This window comes from Enterococcus sp. DIV0008 (assembly GCF_050542615.1).
In the GTDB taxonomy this organism is placed as follows: Bacteria; Bacillota; Bacilli; order Lactobacillales; family Enterococcaceae; genus Enterococcus_D; species Enterococcus_D innesii.
Genome location: NZ_CP172937.1, coordinates 2466126 through 2480180, shown reverse-complemented (window position 1 = coordinate 2480180; position 14055 = coordinate 2466126). Strand labels below are relative to the sequence as shown.

Here is a 14055-nt window from a genome sequence, read left to right as displayed (position 1 = left end):
GGGAACCTCATGGATCAATTTTTAACAGTCAATGTGGTGACACCTGCTGGTTTGGTTTACGATCACCACGCGAAAATCGTGGTTGCACGTACGACAGATGGCGAGATCGGTATTTTGCCGCATCATGCCCCAATCATCGTTCCTTTGACGATTGATGAAGTCCGGGTCAAACGGATCGATTCGGATACTCACGTCGACTGGGTCGCCGTCAATGGCGGTATCCTTGAAGTGCGGGACAATGTTGTCTCTATCGTAGCCGATAGTGCGGAACGTGATCGCGACATCGACGTTTCACGGGCAGAAAGAGCAAAACAACGTGCAGAACGTCAAATCGAAGAGGCCAAACAAGTCGAAGATATCGACCAGCTTCGTCGCGCAACGGTTGCTTTGCACCGCGCCATCAATCGAATCAACGTGTCAAAACATTCCTAAAAAAACAAGGGCATCTTGCCTTTGTTTTTTTGTTTCTCCAAGAAAACGTTTTAAAAACTTTTTAAAGTCTTTTCATGAAGGTTTCAAGAAAGATTATTTTTTATCTTGACATCTTTGTGGTATGATAGGAATGTTCAATTATGAAAAAAGGAGCAGGAAGTATGCAAGTGTATGGAATTGATGCAATCATTCGAATCGTGAGTCATTTAGCGTTCATCTATTTAGCATTTTGGGCATTGCAATCTGTGCGGATCGATGCTTTTTTTAAAGCCTTACGAACGACTCAGATACGAATGGTCATGGTGTTTCTTGCGATTGCATTAGGCTACACCGCCAGTACTTTTTTCCTTGAGTTGATTGCGTTATGTCGTAATTTATTTTTAACAGGTTTTTAAGAATTTCATTAATATATGCAAAAACACCGAATATTATGCTATAATTGGCAAGATTTGTGTGAGTCACTGCATTATTTGGAGGGAACATAAATGGAAGAGATGATCGTTCAAGGTGGTAATCGATTAACTGGAACAGTGAAGATCGAAGGGGCAAAAAATGCTGTTCTACCTATCTTAGCGGCAAGCTTATTAGCGGAAGAAGGAACAACGACATTAACAAATGTACCGATCCTTTCCGATGTATTAACAATGAAAGAAGTGATTCGGCATTTAAATGTCGCAATCGATTTTGAAGAAGAAAACAATACGATGACGATCGATGCATCACAAGAGTTAGCGATCGAAGCACCGTATGAGTATGTAAGCCAAATGCGCGCTTCAATCGTAGTCATGGGACCTTTGTTAGCCCGTAATGGTCATGCCAAAGTGGCAATGCCTGGCGGCTGTGCAATCGGCAAACGACCAATTGATCTACATTTGAAGGGATTTCAAGCACTAGGCGCTCAAATCATCCAAAAAGATGGATACATAGAAGCGATCGCTGATGAGTTAAAAGGCAATAGCATTTACTTGGATTTCCCAAGTGTCGGCGCAACGCAAAATATCATGATGGCTGCCGTAAAAGCTAAAGGCATCACCATCATTGAAAACGTCGCTCGTGAACCTGAAATCGTCGATTTAGCAAACATTTTAAACAAAATGGGTGCCAAGGTCTTTGGTGCAGGAACCGAAACGATGCGTATCGAAGGGGTCGAACATCTGCATGCAGTAGATCATTCGATCGTCCAAGACCGTATCGAAGCAGGAACCTTTATGGTTGCAGCTGCGATGACTCAAGGAGACGTTATTATTAAAGATGCAATCTCAGAACACAATCGTCCATTGATTTCAAAATTGATCGAAATGGGCGCAGAAGTGACTGAAGTAGCTGAAGGGATTCGTGTCGTTGGACCTGAAAAATTGAAGGCAACAGATGTGAAAACAATGCCTCATCCAGGTTTTCCTACGGACATGCAAGCGCAAATGTCTGCTATTCAACTTTTAGCAGCTGGAACAAGTGTTGTGAATGAAACGGTATTTGAGAATCGTTTCCAACATTTAGAGGAAATGCGTCGGATGAATGCTCATGTTAAAATCGACGGCAACATAGCAGTGATCGAAGGCGGCCATGAATTGCAAGGTGCGCTGGTCTATGCGACGGATTTACGTGCTGCCGCAGCGTTGATTTTATTAGGTCTGCGTTCAACTGGTCGGACACGTGTCCGCAATCTAAAATATTTGGATCGTGGCTATTACAAATTCCATGAAAAATTGCAGCAATTAGGTGCTTCTGTGGAACGAGTTTCTGAAGCAGTTGAAGAAACCGTACCAGTAAACGCTTAGTAGGAGTAGGAGAGAATAAAGTGAAGTTGAACCGTTACATTCTAACTAGCTTGATAAAAATTCTAATCGTCATTTTGTTAGCTATTTTATTGTTCTTAGCTGGAACAATGATTGGCTATGGAGTGATTGGCGACGGTAGTCCTTTTAAAGTCTTCTCTCCAAGTCTTTGGAATCATATCTTTGAGTTTATGAAGTAAACCAAAACTAGGACTTACGCCTCGTGCTGAGTCCTAGTTTTTTCTATCTGCCTTTACTGCATCGTGATCATAAAAAGAAAGGTTGGCAAGAAATGAGTAAACTTTTGATTGGCTTTGTTCGTTTCTATCAACGTTTTATTTCCCCATTATTTCCTCCTAGCTGTCGTTATTATCCGACTTGCTCAGGATACATGATCCAAGCGATCCAGGTCCATGGGGCTGCTAAGGGAGGCTTGATGGGAATCGCACGTATCTTACGGTGCCATCCTTTTGTAAAGGGGGGAATCGACTACGTGCCTCAGACCTTTACGTTAAAACGTAACACTGATGATAAAGTCAAACCAACATACCGTTATCGGAAAAGTTAAACGAACATAAGAGAAAAAGAAAAGGAAGAAAAACATGATTCGTCCAATCCACCCTAATGAATCGTATCCTTGGTCACTGTTGCTGGATGCGGATCCTGAAAAAACAGTTGTAGAAGGCTATCTATATGACAGCCAGACGCTTGTTTATGAAGAAGCTGGAGAAGTGATCGGTGTCTTAGTGTATCAAGACCAAGGCACAAAGTGGGAGATAATGAATGTGGCTGTCTCCCCAGCAAAGCAAGGAAGGGGCATTGGGGGTCAATTGTTGCAAGCTGCTGAAAAAGCGATTCTTAGCCAGCAGCAAGGTGCAAAACACCCTCTCGTCGTGATCAAAACCGGTAGTCTGCCCTCAGCAGCCCTGACTTTGTATCAAAAGCAAGGATATACTGAAAAAGACCGGGTGAAAAATTATTTCACCACCCACTATGCTGAACCGATTTTCGAAAATGGGCAGCAGTTGATCGATCAAGTTATTTTGGAAAAGCAGCTCTAATCCCATAGAGACAGTCTATGTCGATTTTAGGCTGTTTTTTTTATTGTTATCGGAAATCGCTTTCTTCAAGCGGGGACTTACGGTAAAATAGATAGTATCAGAATAATAAAGGATTGAGGGGAAAAAATGGCGATTTTAGTCTTTGATATGGGTGGTTCAGCAGTAAAATACGGCGTCTGGTCACAAGATTCTTTGGTGAGTAAAGGCAAATTTATTACTCCAAATACTTGGGAGGAAATGAAAACCCAGCTGCAGCAAGTGAGAACAAGCGTAAACGAAGAGATCGAAGGGGTCGGGATCAGTGCGCCGGGTGCGGTCAATGCCCAAGAGCGGCGGATCGACGGCATCAGTGCGATCCCTTATATCCATGGGTTTGATATTTACTCAGAACTCGAAACAGCATTTGGGGTACCAGTAACCATCGAAAATGATGCCAATTGCGCTGGGATGGCTGAATTTTATCAAGGAGCGGGCAAAGAGTTTCAGCAAGCTGCCTTCGTTGTGATTGGAACAGGCGTTGGCGGCACCCTGTTTCAAAATGGTGAGCTAGTCCGTGGGGCACATTTATACGGTGGCGAATTTGGGTTGATGATCTTGGATCAAGGCAAAACATTTTCGCAATTAGGGACAGCGGTTCAGATGGCTTGGCGGTATTGTGATCGAATCGGTGTAGATCGAGCCACAATTACCGGCGAAGAGGTCTTTCAACGCGCAGAAGATGGGGATGCCATTGCGATCGAGGAAGTCAATAAATTTTACCGCTATTTAGCGCAAGGACTGTTCAGTATTCAATTTGCTTTTGATCCTGAAGTGATCATTATCGGTGGCGGTGTCAGTGCCAAAAAAGGCTTATTACAAGAAGTTGATCAACGGTTGAAAAAAATGCTGGCAGATCAAGCTTTAAATGATTTTGTCCCACTGATCAAGCTTTGTGACTATCGCAATGACGCCAATCTAGTTGGGGCAGCAGCCAATTTTCAAGCATTGTATCCAAGAAATAGCCGCTAACATCTAGATGTGATGTTTTCAAACGTCCTTTTGACAAAAAAATGAAGCAATTCGAAACGTTCGAAAAGTAAGCAAAGGAAAAAAACTTTGCTTACTTTTCTTTTTGCTCAAAAAACTGAAAAGCGATTCCATTGTTGGTGGATCAGTGTTTTAAAAACCCCATTTTTTCATAGCGAAAAAAATAAATTCTGAATAGGTGAAATATTCTGATAATTCGTTGACATTTTCCGGATTTTTCAGTATATTGGATAACATATTCAGGGGAAGTGAAGGAGAGGAAAAATATGAAAAAGAAATTTGCGTTTTTGTTTGCGAGTTTGTTTTTGTTGACAGCGTGTAGCGCTGGACCAACAGGTGGATCAACGGACGGCAGCGGGGCTGCTGAAGGTGGCAACAAACAAGAGGGAGATACTATCAAGATCGGAACCAATTTAGAGTTGTCAGGAGCCGTAGCTGCTTATGGGACAGCTGAAAAAGAAGGAATCGACTTAGCAGTAGAAGAAATCAATGCTGCCGGCGGTGTTCTTGGAAAACAAATTGAAATTATTTCGAAAGATAACAAATCAGATAACAATGAAGCTGCTACAGTAGCAGCCAATTTAGCAACGAATGATAAAGTGGTAGCCATCATTGGTCCAGCAACCTCTGGTGCTACGAAAGCAGCTTTGCCTAACGTGACTAGAGCGCAAGTACCAATGGTTACTCCTTCAGGTACTGACGATGCGATTACTTACACTAGTGGGAAAGTGCAAGAATTTGCCTTCCGTTCTTGTTTCCAAGATAGCTTCCAAGGAACGATCTTAGCGAAATATGCGGCTGAAAATTTGGATGCATCAAAAGCTGTGATCTTGGGAGACAACTCAAGTGATTACGCGATTGGATTGACGGAAGCATTTAAAGAAAGCTACCCAGGCGAAATTGTCTTAGAAGATAACTTTACTGAAGGCGACAAAGATTTCCAAGCAGTTCTTACAAGAATCAAAGATGTCGACTTCGATGTCTTGTTCATTCCAGGCTACTACACAGAAGCTGGTTTGATCATCAAGCAAGCGCGAGAATTAGGAATTGATCAAGCAATCATTGGTGCGGATGGATTCGGTGATGAAAAAATGGTTCAAACAGCTGGTGCAGAAAATGTCAGCAATGTTTACTATACCGGCCACTTCTCTACCAAAGCACCAGCAAACGACAAAGTTGAGCCGTTTGTGGCAGCTTTCAATGAAAAGTATGGCAAAGAACCTTCTGCTTTTAATGCGTTAGCCTATGATGCCGTTTATATGATCAAACAAGCAATCGAAGATCAAGACTCAGCAGATTCATTGGCAATTGCAGCTGGTTTGTCTGAACTGAAAGACTTTGTCGGCGTGACAGGTGAAATCACAATGGATGAAAATCATAACCCTGAGAAATCAGCAGTTGTTTTAGGATTGACTGACGGGAAGGAAACCTCAGCAGACACTGTGGAACCTTAAAAACCTGCAGTTGTTTGGCAGTGAAAACTGGGACAGACCTGATGTGTTTGTCTCAGTTTCTTTTCTCTGACGAGAAGAACCATAATAAATGATATTGGAAGTGAGTATATGGAAATGATGATCCAACAATTGATCAACGGCTTGTTTCTAGGCAGTATCTACGCCTTGTTAGCGTTGGGTTATACGATGGTGTATGGCATCATCAAGTTGATCAACTTCGCCCACGGAGAAGTTTACATGATCGGTAGTTTTATCGGTTACTTTTTGATCAATCAATGGCAATTAGGGTTTTTCCCAGCGTTGTTTATTTCAATGATCGCCAGTGCAGCTCTTGGGGTAACGATCGAATTTTTAGCCTATCGTCCTTTGAGAAATTCCACGCGAATTTCGGCATTGATTACGGCAATCGGGGTTTCTTATTTTTTGCAAAATGTCATGATCTTTTTCTTTTCAGCCAATGTGCGCCCCTTTCCGCAAGCGATCGAACGACAAACCTATTCCATCGGGTTTGTTCAAGTAAGTAATGTCCAGTTATTGATCTTGGCTGTTTCGGTTACACTGATGATCCTGTTGCAATTGATCGTGAAAAAGACCCGTATGGGAAAAGCGATGCGTGCAGTAAGTGTTGATGCGGATGCAGCGCGTTTAATGGGGATCAATGTCAATCGAACGATTTCCTTTACCTTTGCCTTAGGCTCGGCTTTGGCTGCAGCTGGTGGGATGCTGATCGGTTTGTATTATAATTCCATTGATCCATCAATGGGGGTCGTTCCTGGTCTGAAGTCTTTTGTTGCAGCGGTTCTCGGCGGGATCGGGATCATTCCTGGTGCAGCTTTAGGCGGCTTTGTGATCGGTTTGGTGGAGACAGCAGCGACAGCGCTTGGTTTTTCTGATTACAAGGATGCTTTAGTGTACGTCATTTTAATAATTATATTGTTGGTTCGTCCAGCTGGGATCCTCGGCAAAAATATCAAAGAGAAAGTGTAGGTGGCAGAAATGAAAAAGAATTTACGTTACAACTTAATCTGGCTCGCTCTGGCAGCTATTCTTTATTTCGGATTATTTGCAGCTTACAACGGCGGGATGATCAATCTGTTTTCTGACGCCATCATTGTCAATATCGGGATCAACATCATTTTGGCAGTCAGTTTGAATCTTATCATTGGTTTTTCAGGGCAATTCTCCTTGGGACATGCCGGGTTCATGGCTATCGGTGCTTATGCTGGCGCGATCCTGTCGGCAAGCAATCCAACCTTTGGCGGCTTTTTAACTGGTTTATTGGTGGGAATGCTGGTTTCAGGTGCAGTCGCATTAGTAGTTGGGATTCCGACCCTCCGTTTAAAAGGTGACTATCTAGCGATCGCTACCCTAGGTGTGGCAGAGATCATTCGGATCTTGTTGGTGAACTTACGAGGCTTGACCAATGGTCCTGCAGGAATTTTCGGATTGCCCCAATTCAGTAATTGGCAGATCGTCTTTCTCTTTGCCGTTCTATCGATTCTTGTCGTGTCAAACTTTATCCATAGCGGACCTGGTCGAGCGACTTTAGCGATTCGAGAAGATGAGATCGCTGCAGAATCGATGGGGGTCAACACAACGAAATACAAGGTAATTGCGTTTGTAATGGGAGCAGTGATGGCAAGCATTGCTGGTACCCTTTATGCCAGCTATCAGCAGTCGGTTTTCCCACGAGATTACGGTTTTATGAAATCGATCGATGTCTTGATCATCGTCGTTTTTGGAGGGCTTGGGAGTACCACAGGAGCAGTTGTTTCGGCAGTAGTGCTAGGAATCTTAAACATGTACTTGCAAGGCTTCTCTGATTTGCGTATGATCATTTATGCATTGGCTTTGATCATCATCATGATCTTTAAACCAAGCGGACTTTTAGGAACCTGGGAATTCTCCGTAAAAGGACTGTTGGACAAATTTAGAAAAAAGGGGGATGACAACGATGCCTCTATTAGAAGTTAAAAGCTTAACGAAAAACTTCGGCGGGTTAGCTGCTGTTTCTCATGTAGACCTCCATCTAGATACCAATGAGCTGGTCGGGTTGATTGGACCAAACGGAGCCGGCAAGACAACGCTCTTTAACCTCCTGACAGGTGTGTATGAGCCTAGTGAAGGCGAAGTGCTTTTTGAGACCCAAGGTAAGCCAAAACGTTTAAATGGCGTGAAGCCTTATAAAATCGCGGATTTAGGCCTTTCAAGAACCTTCCAAAACATTCGCTTGTTTAAAAACTTGACCGTGATGGACAACGTTTTGATCGCTATGAACAGTAAGCATAAAGAAGGACTACTGACCAGCATCTTGCGTTTGCCAAAGTATTACAAAAACGAAGAATCCATGAAGAAAAAAGCCTTAGAGCTGTTACGGATCTTTGATATGGATGGAAAAAGTCAAACGTTAGCGAAAAATTTGCCTTATGGCGAACAACGCCGTTTAGAGATCGTACGCGCACTAGCTACAGAGCCAAAAATTTTGTTTCTTGACGAGCCGGCAGCGGGGATGAATCCTCAGGAAACAACAGAACTGACAAAGCTGATCTATAAGATCCAAAAAGATTTTCAATTGACGATCCTCTTGATCGAGCATGATATGAGTTTGGTCATGGAAGTGTGCGAACGGATCTATGTACTGGAATACGGGCAAGTCATCGCTCACGGTGAACCAGAAGAGATCAAAAACAATCCACGGGTAATCGAAGCCTATCTAGGAGGGGAAATCTGATGCTGGAAATTCAAAATTTAAGTGTTCACTACGGCATGATCCAAGCAGTTCATGATGTTTCCTTCCACGTCAATCAAGGAGAGATTGTTTCGCTGATTGGTGCCAATGGTGCCGGGAAAACCACGATTTTACGGACGATTTCTGGATTGATCCGTCCTTCAAAAGGCTCCGTCACTTTTGAAGGAAAGCAAATTGAGAAAGAAGCACCGCAAAAAATCGTCGCAAACGGCTTGTCGCAGGTGCCAGAAGGGCGGCACGTCTTTTCCGGTTTGACGGTTCAAGAAAACTTAGAGATGGGCGCCTTCTTGCGTAAAGACAGTGGTGTCAAAGAAGACTATGAACAAGTTTACCGCAAGTTTCCTGTATTGAAAGAACGCCTCTCGCAAGATGCGTCGACATTATCTGGCGGTGAGCAGCAGATGTTGGCAATGGGGCGGGCATTGATGTCAAAACCGCGCTTGCTTTTGCTGGATGAGCCATCGATGGGCTTGGCACCAATTTTTATCAAAGAAATTTTTTCCATCATTCAAGAAATCAAGCAGCAAGGAACGACTGTGCTGCTGATCGAACAAAATGCGAAAATGGCTTTATCGATTGCCGATCGCGGCTATGTATTAGAAACGGGGAAAATCGTTTTAGAAGGTACTGGAGAAGAATTACTAGCAAGTGATGAAGTAAGAAAAGCGTATCTAGGAGGCTAAACAATGAGTGTAAGTGATTTTATGACGAAGACGGTCGTCACCGTCGATTCGCAGACACCGATCTTTGATGCAGTAGATTTAATGAAGCAGCACGATATCCACCGTCTGCCCGTCGTTGACGATGGTAAATTAGTAGGGTTGATCACAGAAGGAACGATCGCTGAAGCAACTCCCTCAAAAGCGACAAGCTTAAGCGTTTATGAAATGAACTATCTCTTAAATAAAACGACGGTCGCTGATATCATGTTGAAAAAAGTGACCACGATTGAACCAGATGCACTATTAGAGGACGCCATTTCCGTCATGCGTAGTGAGAACGTGGGGGTTTTACCAGTCATGGATGATGATGCCCTAGTGGGAATCATTACCAACAATGATATTTTTGATGCCTTTTTGAAAATCACTGGCTACCACGATGGCGGGACCCGAGTATCGATCGAGATCACGGATGACCATGTGGGGGTTTTAGCAGACGTGACGAAACTCCTTGCCGATCATCAAATGAGTATTTTGACGATTGTGGTAAATCGGATGGCACTAAAAACAGTTGTTGAGATCCAAGTAGAATCACGGCAAGTCGCAGCAATCGAGAAAATTTTAAGCGATGCAGGTTATACCGTGACGAGTGCTGTCTTGACGAACCAGAAGTGATCTAAGGAAATGTAGCTGATCGTAAAGATTGGCTACTTTTTTTATTTCCAGAAGAGATTTTCTTTTTCTTTTGCTGCTTTTCTGTTAAAATAGAAAGGTGCTGTAAAGAAAGAGGTGCAACCATGTCTAAGAAAAATAAAGATATCGAAGTCCGTATTGAAGAAACAACAAAAGCCATTCATGGCAAAGACTATACCGTCAATGAATTATTTATCGGTAAAAAACGCATCGGTGAGATTTTAACAACTGGACCAAAAGAATTTCAAAGCTTTTTAGGGGATAAAGATCTAGGTTCGAGCAGAAGCTTAGAAGCTGCCATCGAGATGATTATTCGCCAATGGAATTTACATGAATAATTTCTAGAAAAAATTACTTTTTGCTCTTGCAATTTGTTATCTTTTTCGGTATTATAACTATTGTCAGGTTTGAGAAAAACCTTTTGGAGGAGTAGCGAAGTGGCTAAACGCGACGGACTGTAAATCCGTTCCTTAGGGTTCAGTGGTTCGAATCCACTCTCCTCCACCATTATTGGGGTATAGCCAAGCGGTAAGGCAACGGACTTTGACTCCGTCATGCGTTGGTTCGAATCCAGCTACCCCAGTCAAAGAAATACGTAGAAAAAACAGCAAGCAGACTTGCTGTTTTTTTGTTATTTAAAAAGAATCGTTTTTTTTATAAGTACTTAGGGAAATAGGAAGCTGATGAGAAAGAAGCAACTTTCAACGTGAAAGTTTCTACGAAAAAGCAAAAAGTGGTTACTTTGGGGCATTTCTATTAAACAGGCATGGGGTTACCGTCCATTCTTTCACGGAAGTCCCTTTCAGAGAATTTAAAATATTTGGGCATTTTTGGTTCTGTTTGGTATACTTAGGCAAATCAGTTCCTTTACGAGAACCATTTTTTTTGCATGAGAAACGAACGATGACAGGAATATTACCGATTCTCAGATATGATAACTTTACTAGATGGGGGCTTAACGAAGATGGGGAATGAAACAACTTGGGAAAACATAGATCGCCTTTATCTGTTGTGTCAACCAATCATGCAGGTAGAATCGCTAAGTCAGCAGGAGCTGAATGGCTATGAAGTCTTACTGCGTAGCGAGAAGAACAACCGCTTCCCTCAGCAAGAATTCAGAACAATGATTCAAACTGAAAGCGGCAATCAGCAATTGATGGAATGGTATGCTAAGGAATTGCGGCGTTTGTGTCAAAAAAAGCCGGAAACCCGCTTTAGTGTCAATATTCATCCACAACAGCTGCTGTGGCAGTCAACGTGGTCCTTTTTTGAAACGATGGCTGTTCATAAGGAGCAGTTGCAGATTGAATTGACGGAGCATCCCGTACGCATACAGCAGGAGTCATTTGATTTGTCTGTAGCCATTGCAAAAATTAAAGCTTATGGTTATGTGATTGCGGTCGATGATATCGGTTGCGGACAAAATACCCTCTCGTTGGTCTTTGCCAATCTTGCCAGCGTTGATTGTTTGAAATTTTCGTTGTTACCGTTTATTCAGCTTGATGAGGAGATTGGCTTCAGCTTTTTGGCTTGTTGGTTGAAGGTTGCCCAAAAATATCAGCTTGAGCTGATCGTTGAAGGCATCGAGAACCGCGAAAAAATGGTACAGTTGCTTGAGATGGGGGTGCATTTGCAACAAGGGTATTTATGGTCTAAAGGAGAGCGATTGTGATGGAATGTTAGAACGAGGCGTGCTTTTGGCGTTTGGTTTGCCGCTGATGATTGCCAGTTTACTGGTGACCGCAGATGTTTTTGTACGAAGTGTGCAAAAAATATCGGTTTCTCGTCCATTTAAGTATTTTATTCTTGGTATTCTGACGTTTACGCATTTGTATTTTATTCTTTCTTTTTCAATGAATTCAGTTGGGTTTATCTGTTATCAATACACAACTGCTTTTATAGCGAGTCATTTTTTCTATGGTGATCGTGGTAAGATCTTGATTTTGATAACGCCGTGTATGGTCGTCTTTTATTTGTGGTTTGTCGGTTTTTCTGATGTGGGTAAAGCTTTTTATCTTCCATTATTCGGAGTTGGGCTCTTTGTCCTTGATTTTCTTTTATCAAAAGTCAAGCGGATCCGTCCGCAACAGCAATTTTATTTGATGTATTTTTTGACCTGTCTGCTCTCACCGCATTTTTCGATGCTGGTCCATCATACGACGACCTATGACTGGGAAGCGATGCTGGCAGTATTTGTTGGTTCTTTTGTGCTGTTGGGCGGCTTTATGTGGCTTCATCGGTTGATTGAAGGCGAAGAGTACCAAGTACTGGCAGAGTTGGCGAATAGTAAGATCGATGCGTTGACCGGCTGCTTCAACTATGGGACCTATAACCACGATCTGCTTCAAGCCGTTTCACAGAAAAAGACTGTGACGATCGCCATGATTGATCTCGATCACTTCAAAAAGGTCAACGACCGTTATGGTCATATCGCCGGAAATGAGTTGTTAAGAACCTTTGCCTCACGGACGACTACTTTTTTAGAGGCGCATTTTGCCGAGACCTTTTCCTTTTATCGTTATGGCGGAGAAGAGTTCTGTCTCGTGATCGAAGGGGATGTCAAAGAAAAGACCGTAGCTGCGATGACGACACTGTGTCAAACCATTTCCAGCAGTATGTTTCCTGTGGCCAATTTTGAAAAAGGGACGATGTCTTTGTCTTGCGGCGTTGAAGCGAGTACAGTTTGTCATGGCGATATCTTGGCAGCTGTTGAAAGAGCCGATCAAGCCCTCTATCTCGCAAAACAAAGTGGTCGAAACCGGGTGTGCACCTTGCCTGAGACGTAAAAAATAATGGAAAAATAATTTACACAAATTCACAAAGAATTAAATGTTTATGCACAAAAAGTTAGTAATAATAAAGAAATAATGTTATTTATTTAGAAAATATACATTTTGATCATTTTATTTATTTTGAGAATCTTCTTATATCAACAAAAAGATTGAAAATATGTATAATTTCTGGTAAATTATTTTAAATCAAGAGTGATAGAAACTGTCAATGATAAATAGTGATCCTTACTTGATGCTCCGTCCGCTTTTCCATGAAACATCTTTGGAAATGTTCTGTCGAATCAGCAAGTAAGGGTTCTTTTTTTTAGAAAGGAAGCGCAGGAAATGGCAAATACGCTGGTTGTCAATACACTCGCAAATTTAGGTGCAATCATCATCAATATTTACTTGTTGTTCAAAGTCAGTGATGGCTTCGTAGGGCAAGGGACCTTCAAAGCAAAGCAGATCGCAGCGGCGATTGTTTGTGAAACCGTGGTAGGGATGTTGCTAATGAACTTCTCTTATGTCGTATATGAAACAAGATTTGACCTGCGCTTTTTGCTTTACGCTTTTTCTATGAAGTATCTGGGCTGGAAGGTGACCGTACCAACGATGTTCAATCTAGCGTTAGGTCGTTTTTTGTTTGAAGTATCAAAATCTTCTTGGTTGAACTTATATCTCAGTTTCTTTTTGATGGTGACCCTGACGTTTCTCCATGCTTGGGCCAAGCAGCGGCTTAGTGACAAACAAGAGTTGATTTTATCGATCACCTACTTGATTGTTATCTCCTTTCTATTTGGCTGCTATTTGACTGGCGACATTCAAAAAACGACCTTAATTTATATAGTTTATGGCATTCTTGCTTATACGTTGGCGTTTTTCCTTTACTCAATATTAAATGATATGCAGCGCATTTTGGCTTTAGTCAAAATCGATGATTTGACGCAGTTGAACAACTTTCGTAAGTTTCAAGAGGACCGCCAACGCCTAGATACGACCGAGGTGGACTTATCGATCGCTTTGATCGATATCGATCATTTCAAAAATTACAATGACCGTTACGGACACCGTGCCGGGGATGTGATTTTGCAAGAAATCGCTCGTATTTTTTCGACCTACTGTACGGCGAGCAATCCGGTCTATCGCATCGGTGGGGAAGAGTTTGCAATCTTGATCCAAGGAGACGCACAGGCTGCTGCTTATCTCCTCGAAAAAATCCAAAAGCGCATCCGTTACCAAGAAATCTTCTTAGATGCTGGCGATTCGGTCAGCATCACGTTGTCGATTGGGATCGCACAACGGCAAAGGGGCGAGCTGCTGATGCAAACACAAGAACGTGCCGATCAAGCATTGTATCGCGCCAAGCGCAGCGGTCGCGACCAACTCTGTCTTTACTGATGGGGTTGGCTTCTTTTCTTTTTTTGTTTTCAAAAAT

The 14055-nt window shown here is 42.5% G+C and carries 17 protein-coding genes and 2 tRNA genes; all 19 read left to right on the top strand.

Annotation, left to right across the window (positions count from 1 at the left end):
• Nucleotides 1-9 precede the first annotated feature (9 nt).
• On the top strand, nt 10-432 hold the full coding sequence (locus IGI84_RS11695; RefSeq protein ID WP_005228716.1) for a F0F1 ATP synthase subunit epsilon: 423 nt from the start codon (nt 10-12) through the stop codon (nt 430-432).
• Between the two features lie 161 nt (nt 433-593).
• Entirely contained in the window at nt 594-827 is a 234-nt protein-coding gene (locus tag IGI84_RS11690) for a DUF1146 family protein (RefSeq protein ID WP_008380880.1), read from the top strand.
• Between the two features lie 90 nt (nt 828-917).
• Nucleotides 918-2210: a UDP-N-acetylglucosamine 1-carboxyvinyltransferase gene (gene murA, locus IGI84_RS11685; RefSeq protein ID WP_077452891.1), complete on the top strand. Its 1293-nt coding sequence runs from the start codon at nt 918-920 to the stop codon at nt 2208-2210.
• Between the two features lie 20 nt (nt 2211-2230).
• A complete protein-coding gene (locus tag IGI84_RS11680) occupies nt 2231-2407 on the top strand; it encodes a DNA-directed RNA polymerase subunit beta (RefSeq protein ID WP_005228723.1) in 177 nt (58 codons plus the stop codon).
• A gap of 92 nt (nt 2408-2499) precedes the next feature.
• Nucleotides 2500-2775 (top strand): membrane protein insertion efficiency factor YidD, encoded by a 276-nt coding sequence (gene yidD, locus IGI84_RS11675; protein ID WP_206600723.1) that lies wholly within the window; start codon nt 2500-2502, stop codon nt 2773-2775.
• A 34-nt stretch (nt 2776-2809) separates the two neighbouring features.
• Nucleotides 2810-3268, top strand: a complete 459-nt coding sequence (locus tag IGI84_RS11670; RefSeq protein ID WP_220427186.1) for a GNAT family N-acetyltransferase — start codon at nt 2810-2812, stop codon at nt 3266-3268.
• A 126-nt stretch (nt 3269-3394) separates the two neighbouring features.
• Nucleotides 3395-4276 (top strand): ROK family protein, encoded by an 882-nt coding sequence (locus IGI84_RS11665; protein ID WP_220427185.1) that lies wholly within the window; start codon nt 3395-3397, stop codon nt 4274-4276.
• A 284-nt stretch (nt 4277-4560) separates the two neighbouring features.
• Nucleotides 4561-5748 (top strand): ABC transporter substrate-binding protein, encoded by a 1188-nt coding sequence (locus tag IGI84_RS11660; protein WP_220427184.1) that lies wholly within the window; start codon nt 4561-4563, stop codon nt 5746-5748.
• 108 nt (nt 5749-5856) lie between these two features.
• Entirely contained in the window at nt 5857-6735 is an 879-nt protein-coding gene (locus tag IGI84_RS11655; RefSeq protein ID WP_005228742.1) for a branched-chain amino acid ABC transporter permease, read from the top strand.
• Nucleotides 6736-6744: 9 nt separating this feature from the next.
• Nucleotides 6745-7722, top strand: coding sequence for a branched-chain amino acid ABC transporter permease (locus tag IGI84_RS11650; protein ID WP_005228744.1), 978 nt, complete (start codon nt 6745-6747; stop codon nt 7720-7722).
• On the top strand, nt 7703-8479 hold the full coding sequence (locus IGI84_RS11645) for an ABC transporter ATP-binding protein (protein WP_008380898.1): 777 nt from the start codon (nt 7703-7705) through the stop codon (nt 8477-8479). Before IGI84_RS11650 ends, IGI84_RS11645 begins: the two co-directional genes overlap by 20 nt.
• Nucleotides 8479-9180, top strand: a complete 702-nt coding sequence (locus IGI84_RS11640; protein WP_005234392.1) for an ABC transporter ATP-binding protein — start codon at nt 8479-8481, stop codon at nt 9178-9180. Before IGI84_RS11645 ends, IGI84_RS11640 begins: the two co-directional genes overlap by 1 nt.
• A gap of 3 nt (nt 9181-9183) precedes the next feature.
• Nucleotides 9184-9831 (top strand): CBS and ACT domain-containing protein, encoded by a 648-nt coding sequence (locus IGI84_RS11635; RefSeq protein ID WP_077452887.1) that lies wholly within the window; start codon nt 9184-9186, stop codon nt 9829-9831.
• A gap of 122 nt (nt 9832-9953) precedes the next feature.
• Complete coding sequence (locus IGI84_RS11630; RefSeq protein WP_430600409.1) at nt 9954-10187, top strand: DUF2969 domain-containing protein; 234 nt, start codon at nt 9954-9956, stop codon at nt 10185-10187.
• Nucleotides 10188-10272: 85 nt separating this feature from the next.
• A tRNA-Tyr gene (locus IGI84_RS11625) sits at nt 10273-10356 on the top strand.
• A gap of 4 nt (nt 10357-10360) precedes the next feature.
• A tRNA-Gln gene (locus IGI84_RS11620) sits at nt 10361-10432 on the top strand.
• Between the two features lie 381 nt (nt 10433-10813).
• Nucleotides 10814-11521: an EAL domain-containing protein gene (locus tag IGI84_RS11615; protein WP_220427183.1), complete on the top strand. Its 708-nt coding sequence runs from the start codon at nt 10814-10816 to the stop codon at nt 11519-11521.
• A 4-nt stretch (nt 11522-11525) separates the two neighbouring features.
• The gene (locus IGI84_RS11610) at nt 11526-12635 is read left to right on the top strand and encodes a GGDEF domain-containing protein (RefSeq protein WP_220427182.1); all 1110 of its coding nucleotides are present in this window, start codon (nt 11526-11528) and stop codon (nt 12633-12635) included.
• A 330-nt stretch (nt 12636-12965) separates the two neighbouring features.
• Nucleotides 12966-14018: a GGDEF domain-containing protein gene (locus IGI84_RS11605; RefSeq protein ID WP_220427181.1), complete on the top strand. Its 1053-nt coding sequence runs from the start codon at nt 12966-12968 to the stop codon at nt 14016-14018.
• Nucleotides 14019-14055: the final 37 nt, after the last annotated feature.

Excerpts from the sequence above, each read along its gene's own strand:
- IGI84_RS11695 (WP_005228716.1), top strand. The coding sequence starts at position 10 with ATGGATCAATTTTTAACAGTCAATGTGGTGACACCTGCTGGTTTGGTT.
- IGI84_RS11690 (WP_008380880.1), top strand. The coding sequence starts at position 594 with ATGCAAGTGTATGGAATTGATGCAATCATTCGAATCGTGAGTCATTTA.
- murA (WP_077452891.1), top strand. The coding sequence starts at position 918 with ATGGAAGAGATGATCGTTCAAGGTGGTAATCGATTAACTGGAACAGTG.
- yidD (WP_206600723.1), top strand. The coding sequence starts at position 2,500 with ATGAGTAAACTTTTGATTGGCTTTGTTCGTTTCTATCAACGTTTTATT.
- IGI84_RS11670 (WP_220427186.1), top strand. The coding sequence starts at position 2,810 with ATGATTCGTCCAATCCACCCTAATGAATCGTATCCTTGGTCACTGTTG.
- IGI84_RS11665 (WP_220427185.1), top strand. The coding sequence starts at position 3,395 with ATGGCGATTTTAGTCTTTGATATGGGTGGTTCAGCAGTAAAATACGGC.
- IGI84_RS11660 (WP_220427184.1), top strand. The coding sequence starts at position 4,561 with ATGAAAAAGAAATTTGCGTTTTTGTTTGCGAGTTTGTTTTTGTTGACA.
- IGI84_RS11655 (WP_005228742.1), top strand. The coding sequence starts at position 5,857 with ATGGAAATGATGATCCAACAATTGATCAACGGCTTGTTTCTAGGCAGT.
- IGI84_RS11650 (WP_005228744.1), top strand. The coding sequence starts at position 6,745 with ATGAAAAAGAATTTACGTTACAACTTAATCTGGCTCGCTCTGGCAGCT.
- IGI84_RS11645 (WP_008380898.1), top strand. The coding sequence starts at position 7,703 with ATGCCTCTATTAGAAGTTAAAAGCTTAACGAAAAACTTCGGCGGGTTA.
- IGI84_RS11640 (WP_005234392.1), top strand. The coding sequence starts at position 8,479 with ATGCTGGAAATTCAAAATTTAAGTGTTCACTACGGCATGATCCAAGCA.
- IGI84_RS11635 (WP_077452887.1), top strand. The coding sequence starts at position 9,184 with ATGAGTGTAAGTGATTTTATGACGAAGACGGTCGTCACCGTCGATTCG.
- IGI84_RS11630 (WP_430600409.1), top strand. The coding sequence starts at position 9,954 with ATGTCTAAGAAAAATAAAGATATCGAAGTCCGTATTGAAGAAACAACA.
- IGI84_RS11615 (WP_220427183.1), top strand. The coding sequence starts at position 10,814 with ATGGGGAATGAAACAACTTGGGAAAACATAGATCGCCTTTATCTGTTG.
- IGI84_RS11610 (WP_220427182.1), top strand. The coding sequence starts at position 11,526 with ATGTTAGAACGAGGCGTGCTTTTGGCGTTTGGTTTGCCGCTGATGATT.
- IGI84_RS11605 (WP_220427181.1), top strand. The coding sequence starts at position 12,966 with ATGGCAAATACGCTGGTTGTCAATACACTCGCAAATTTAGGTGCAATC.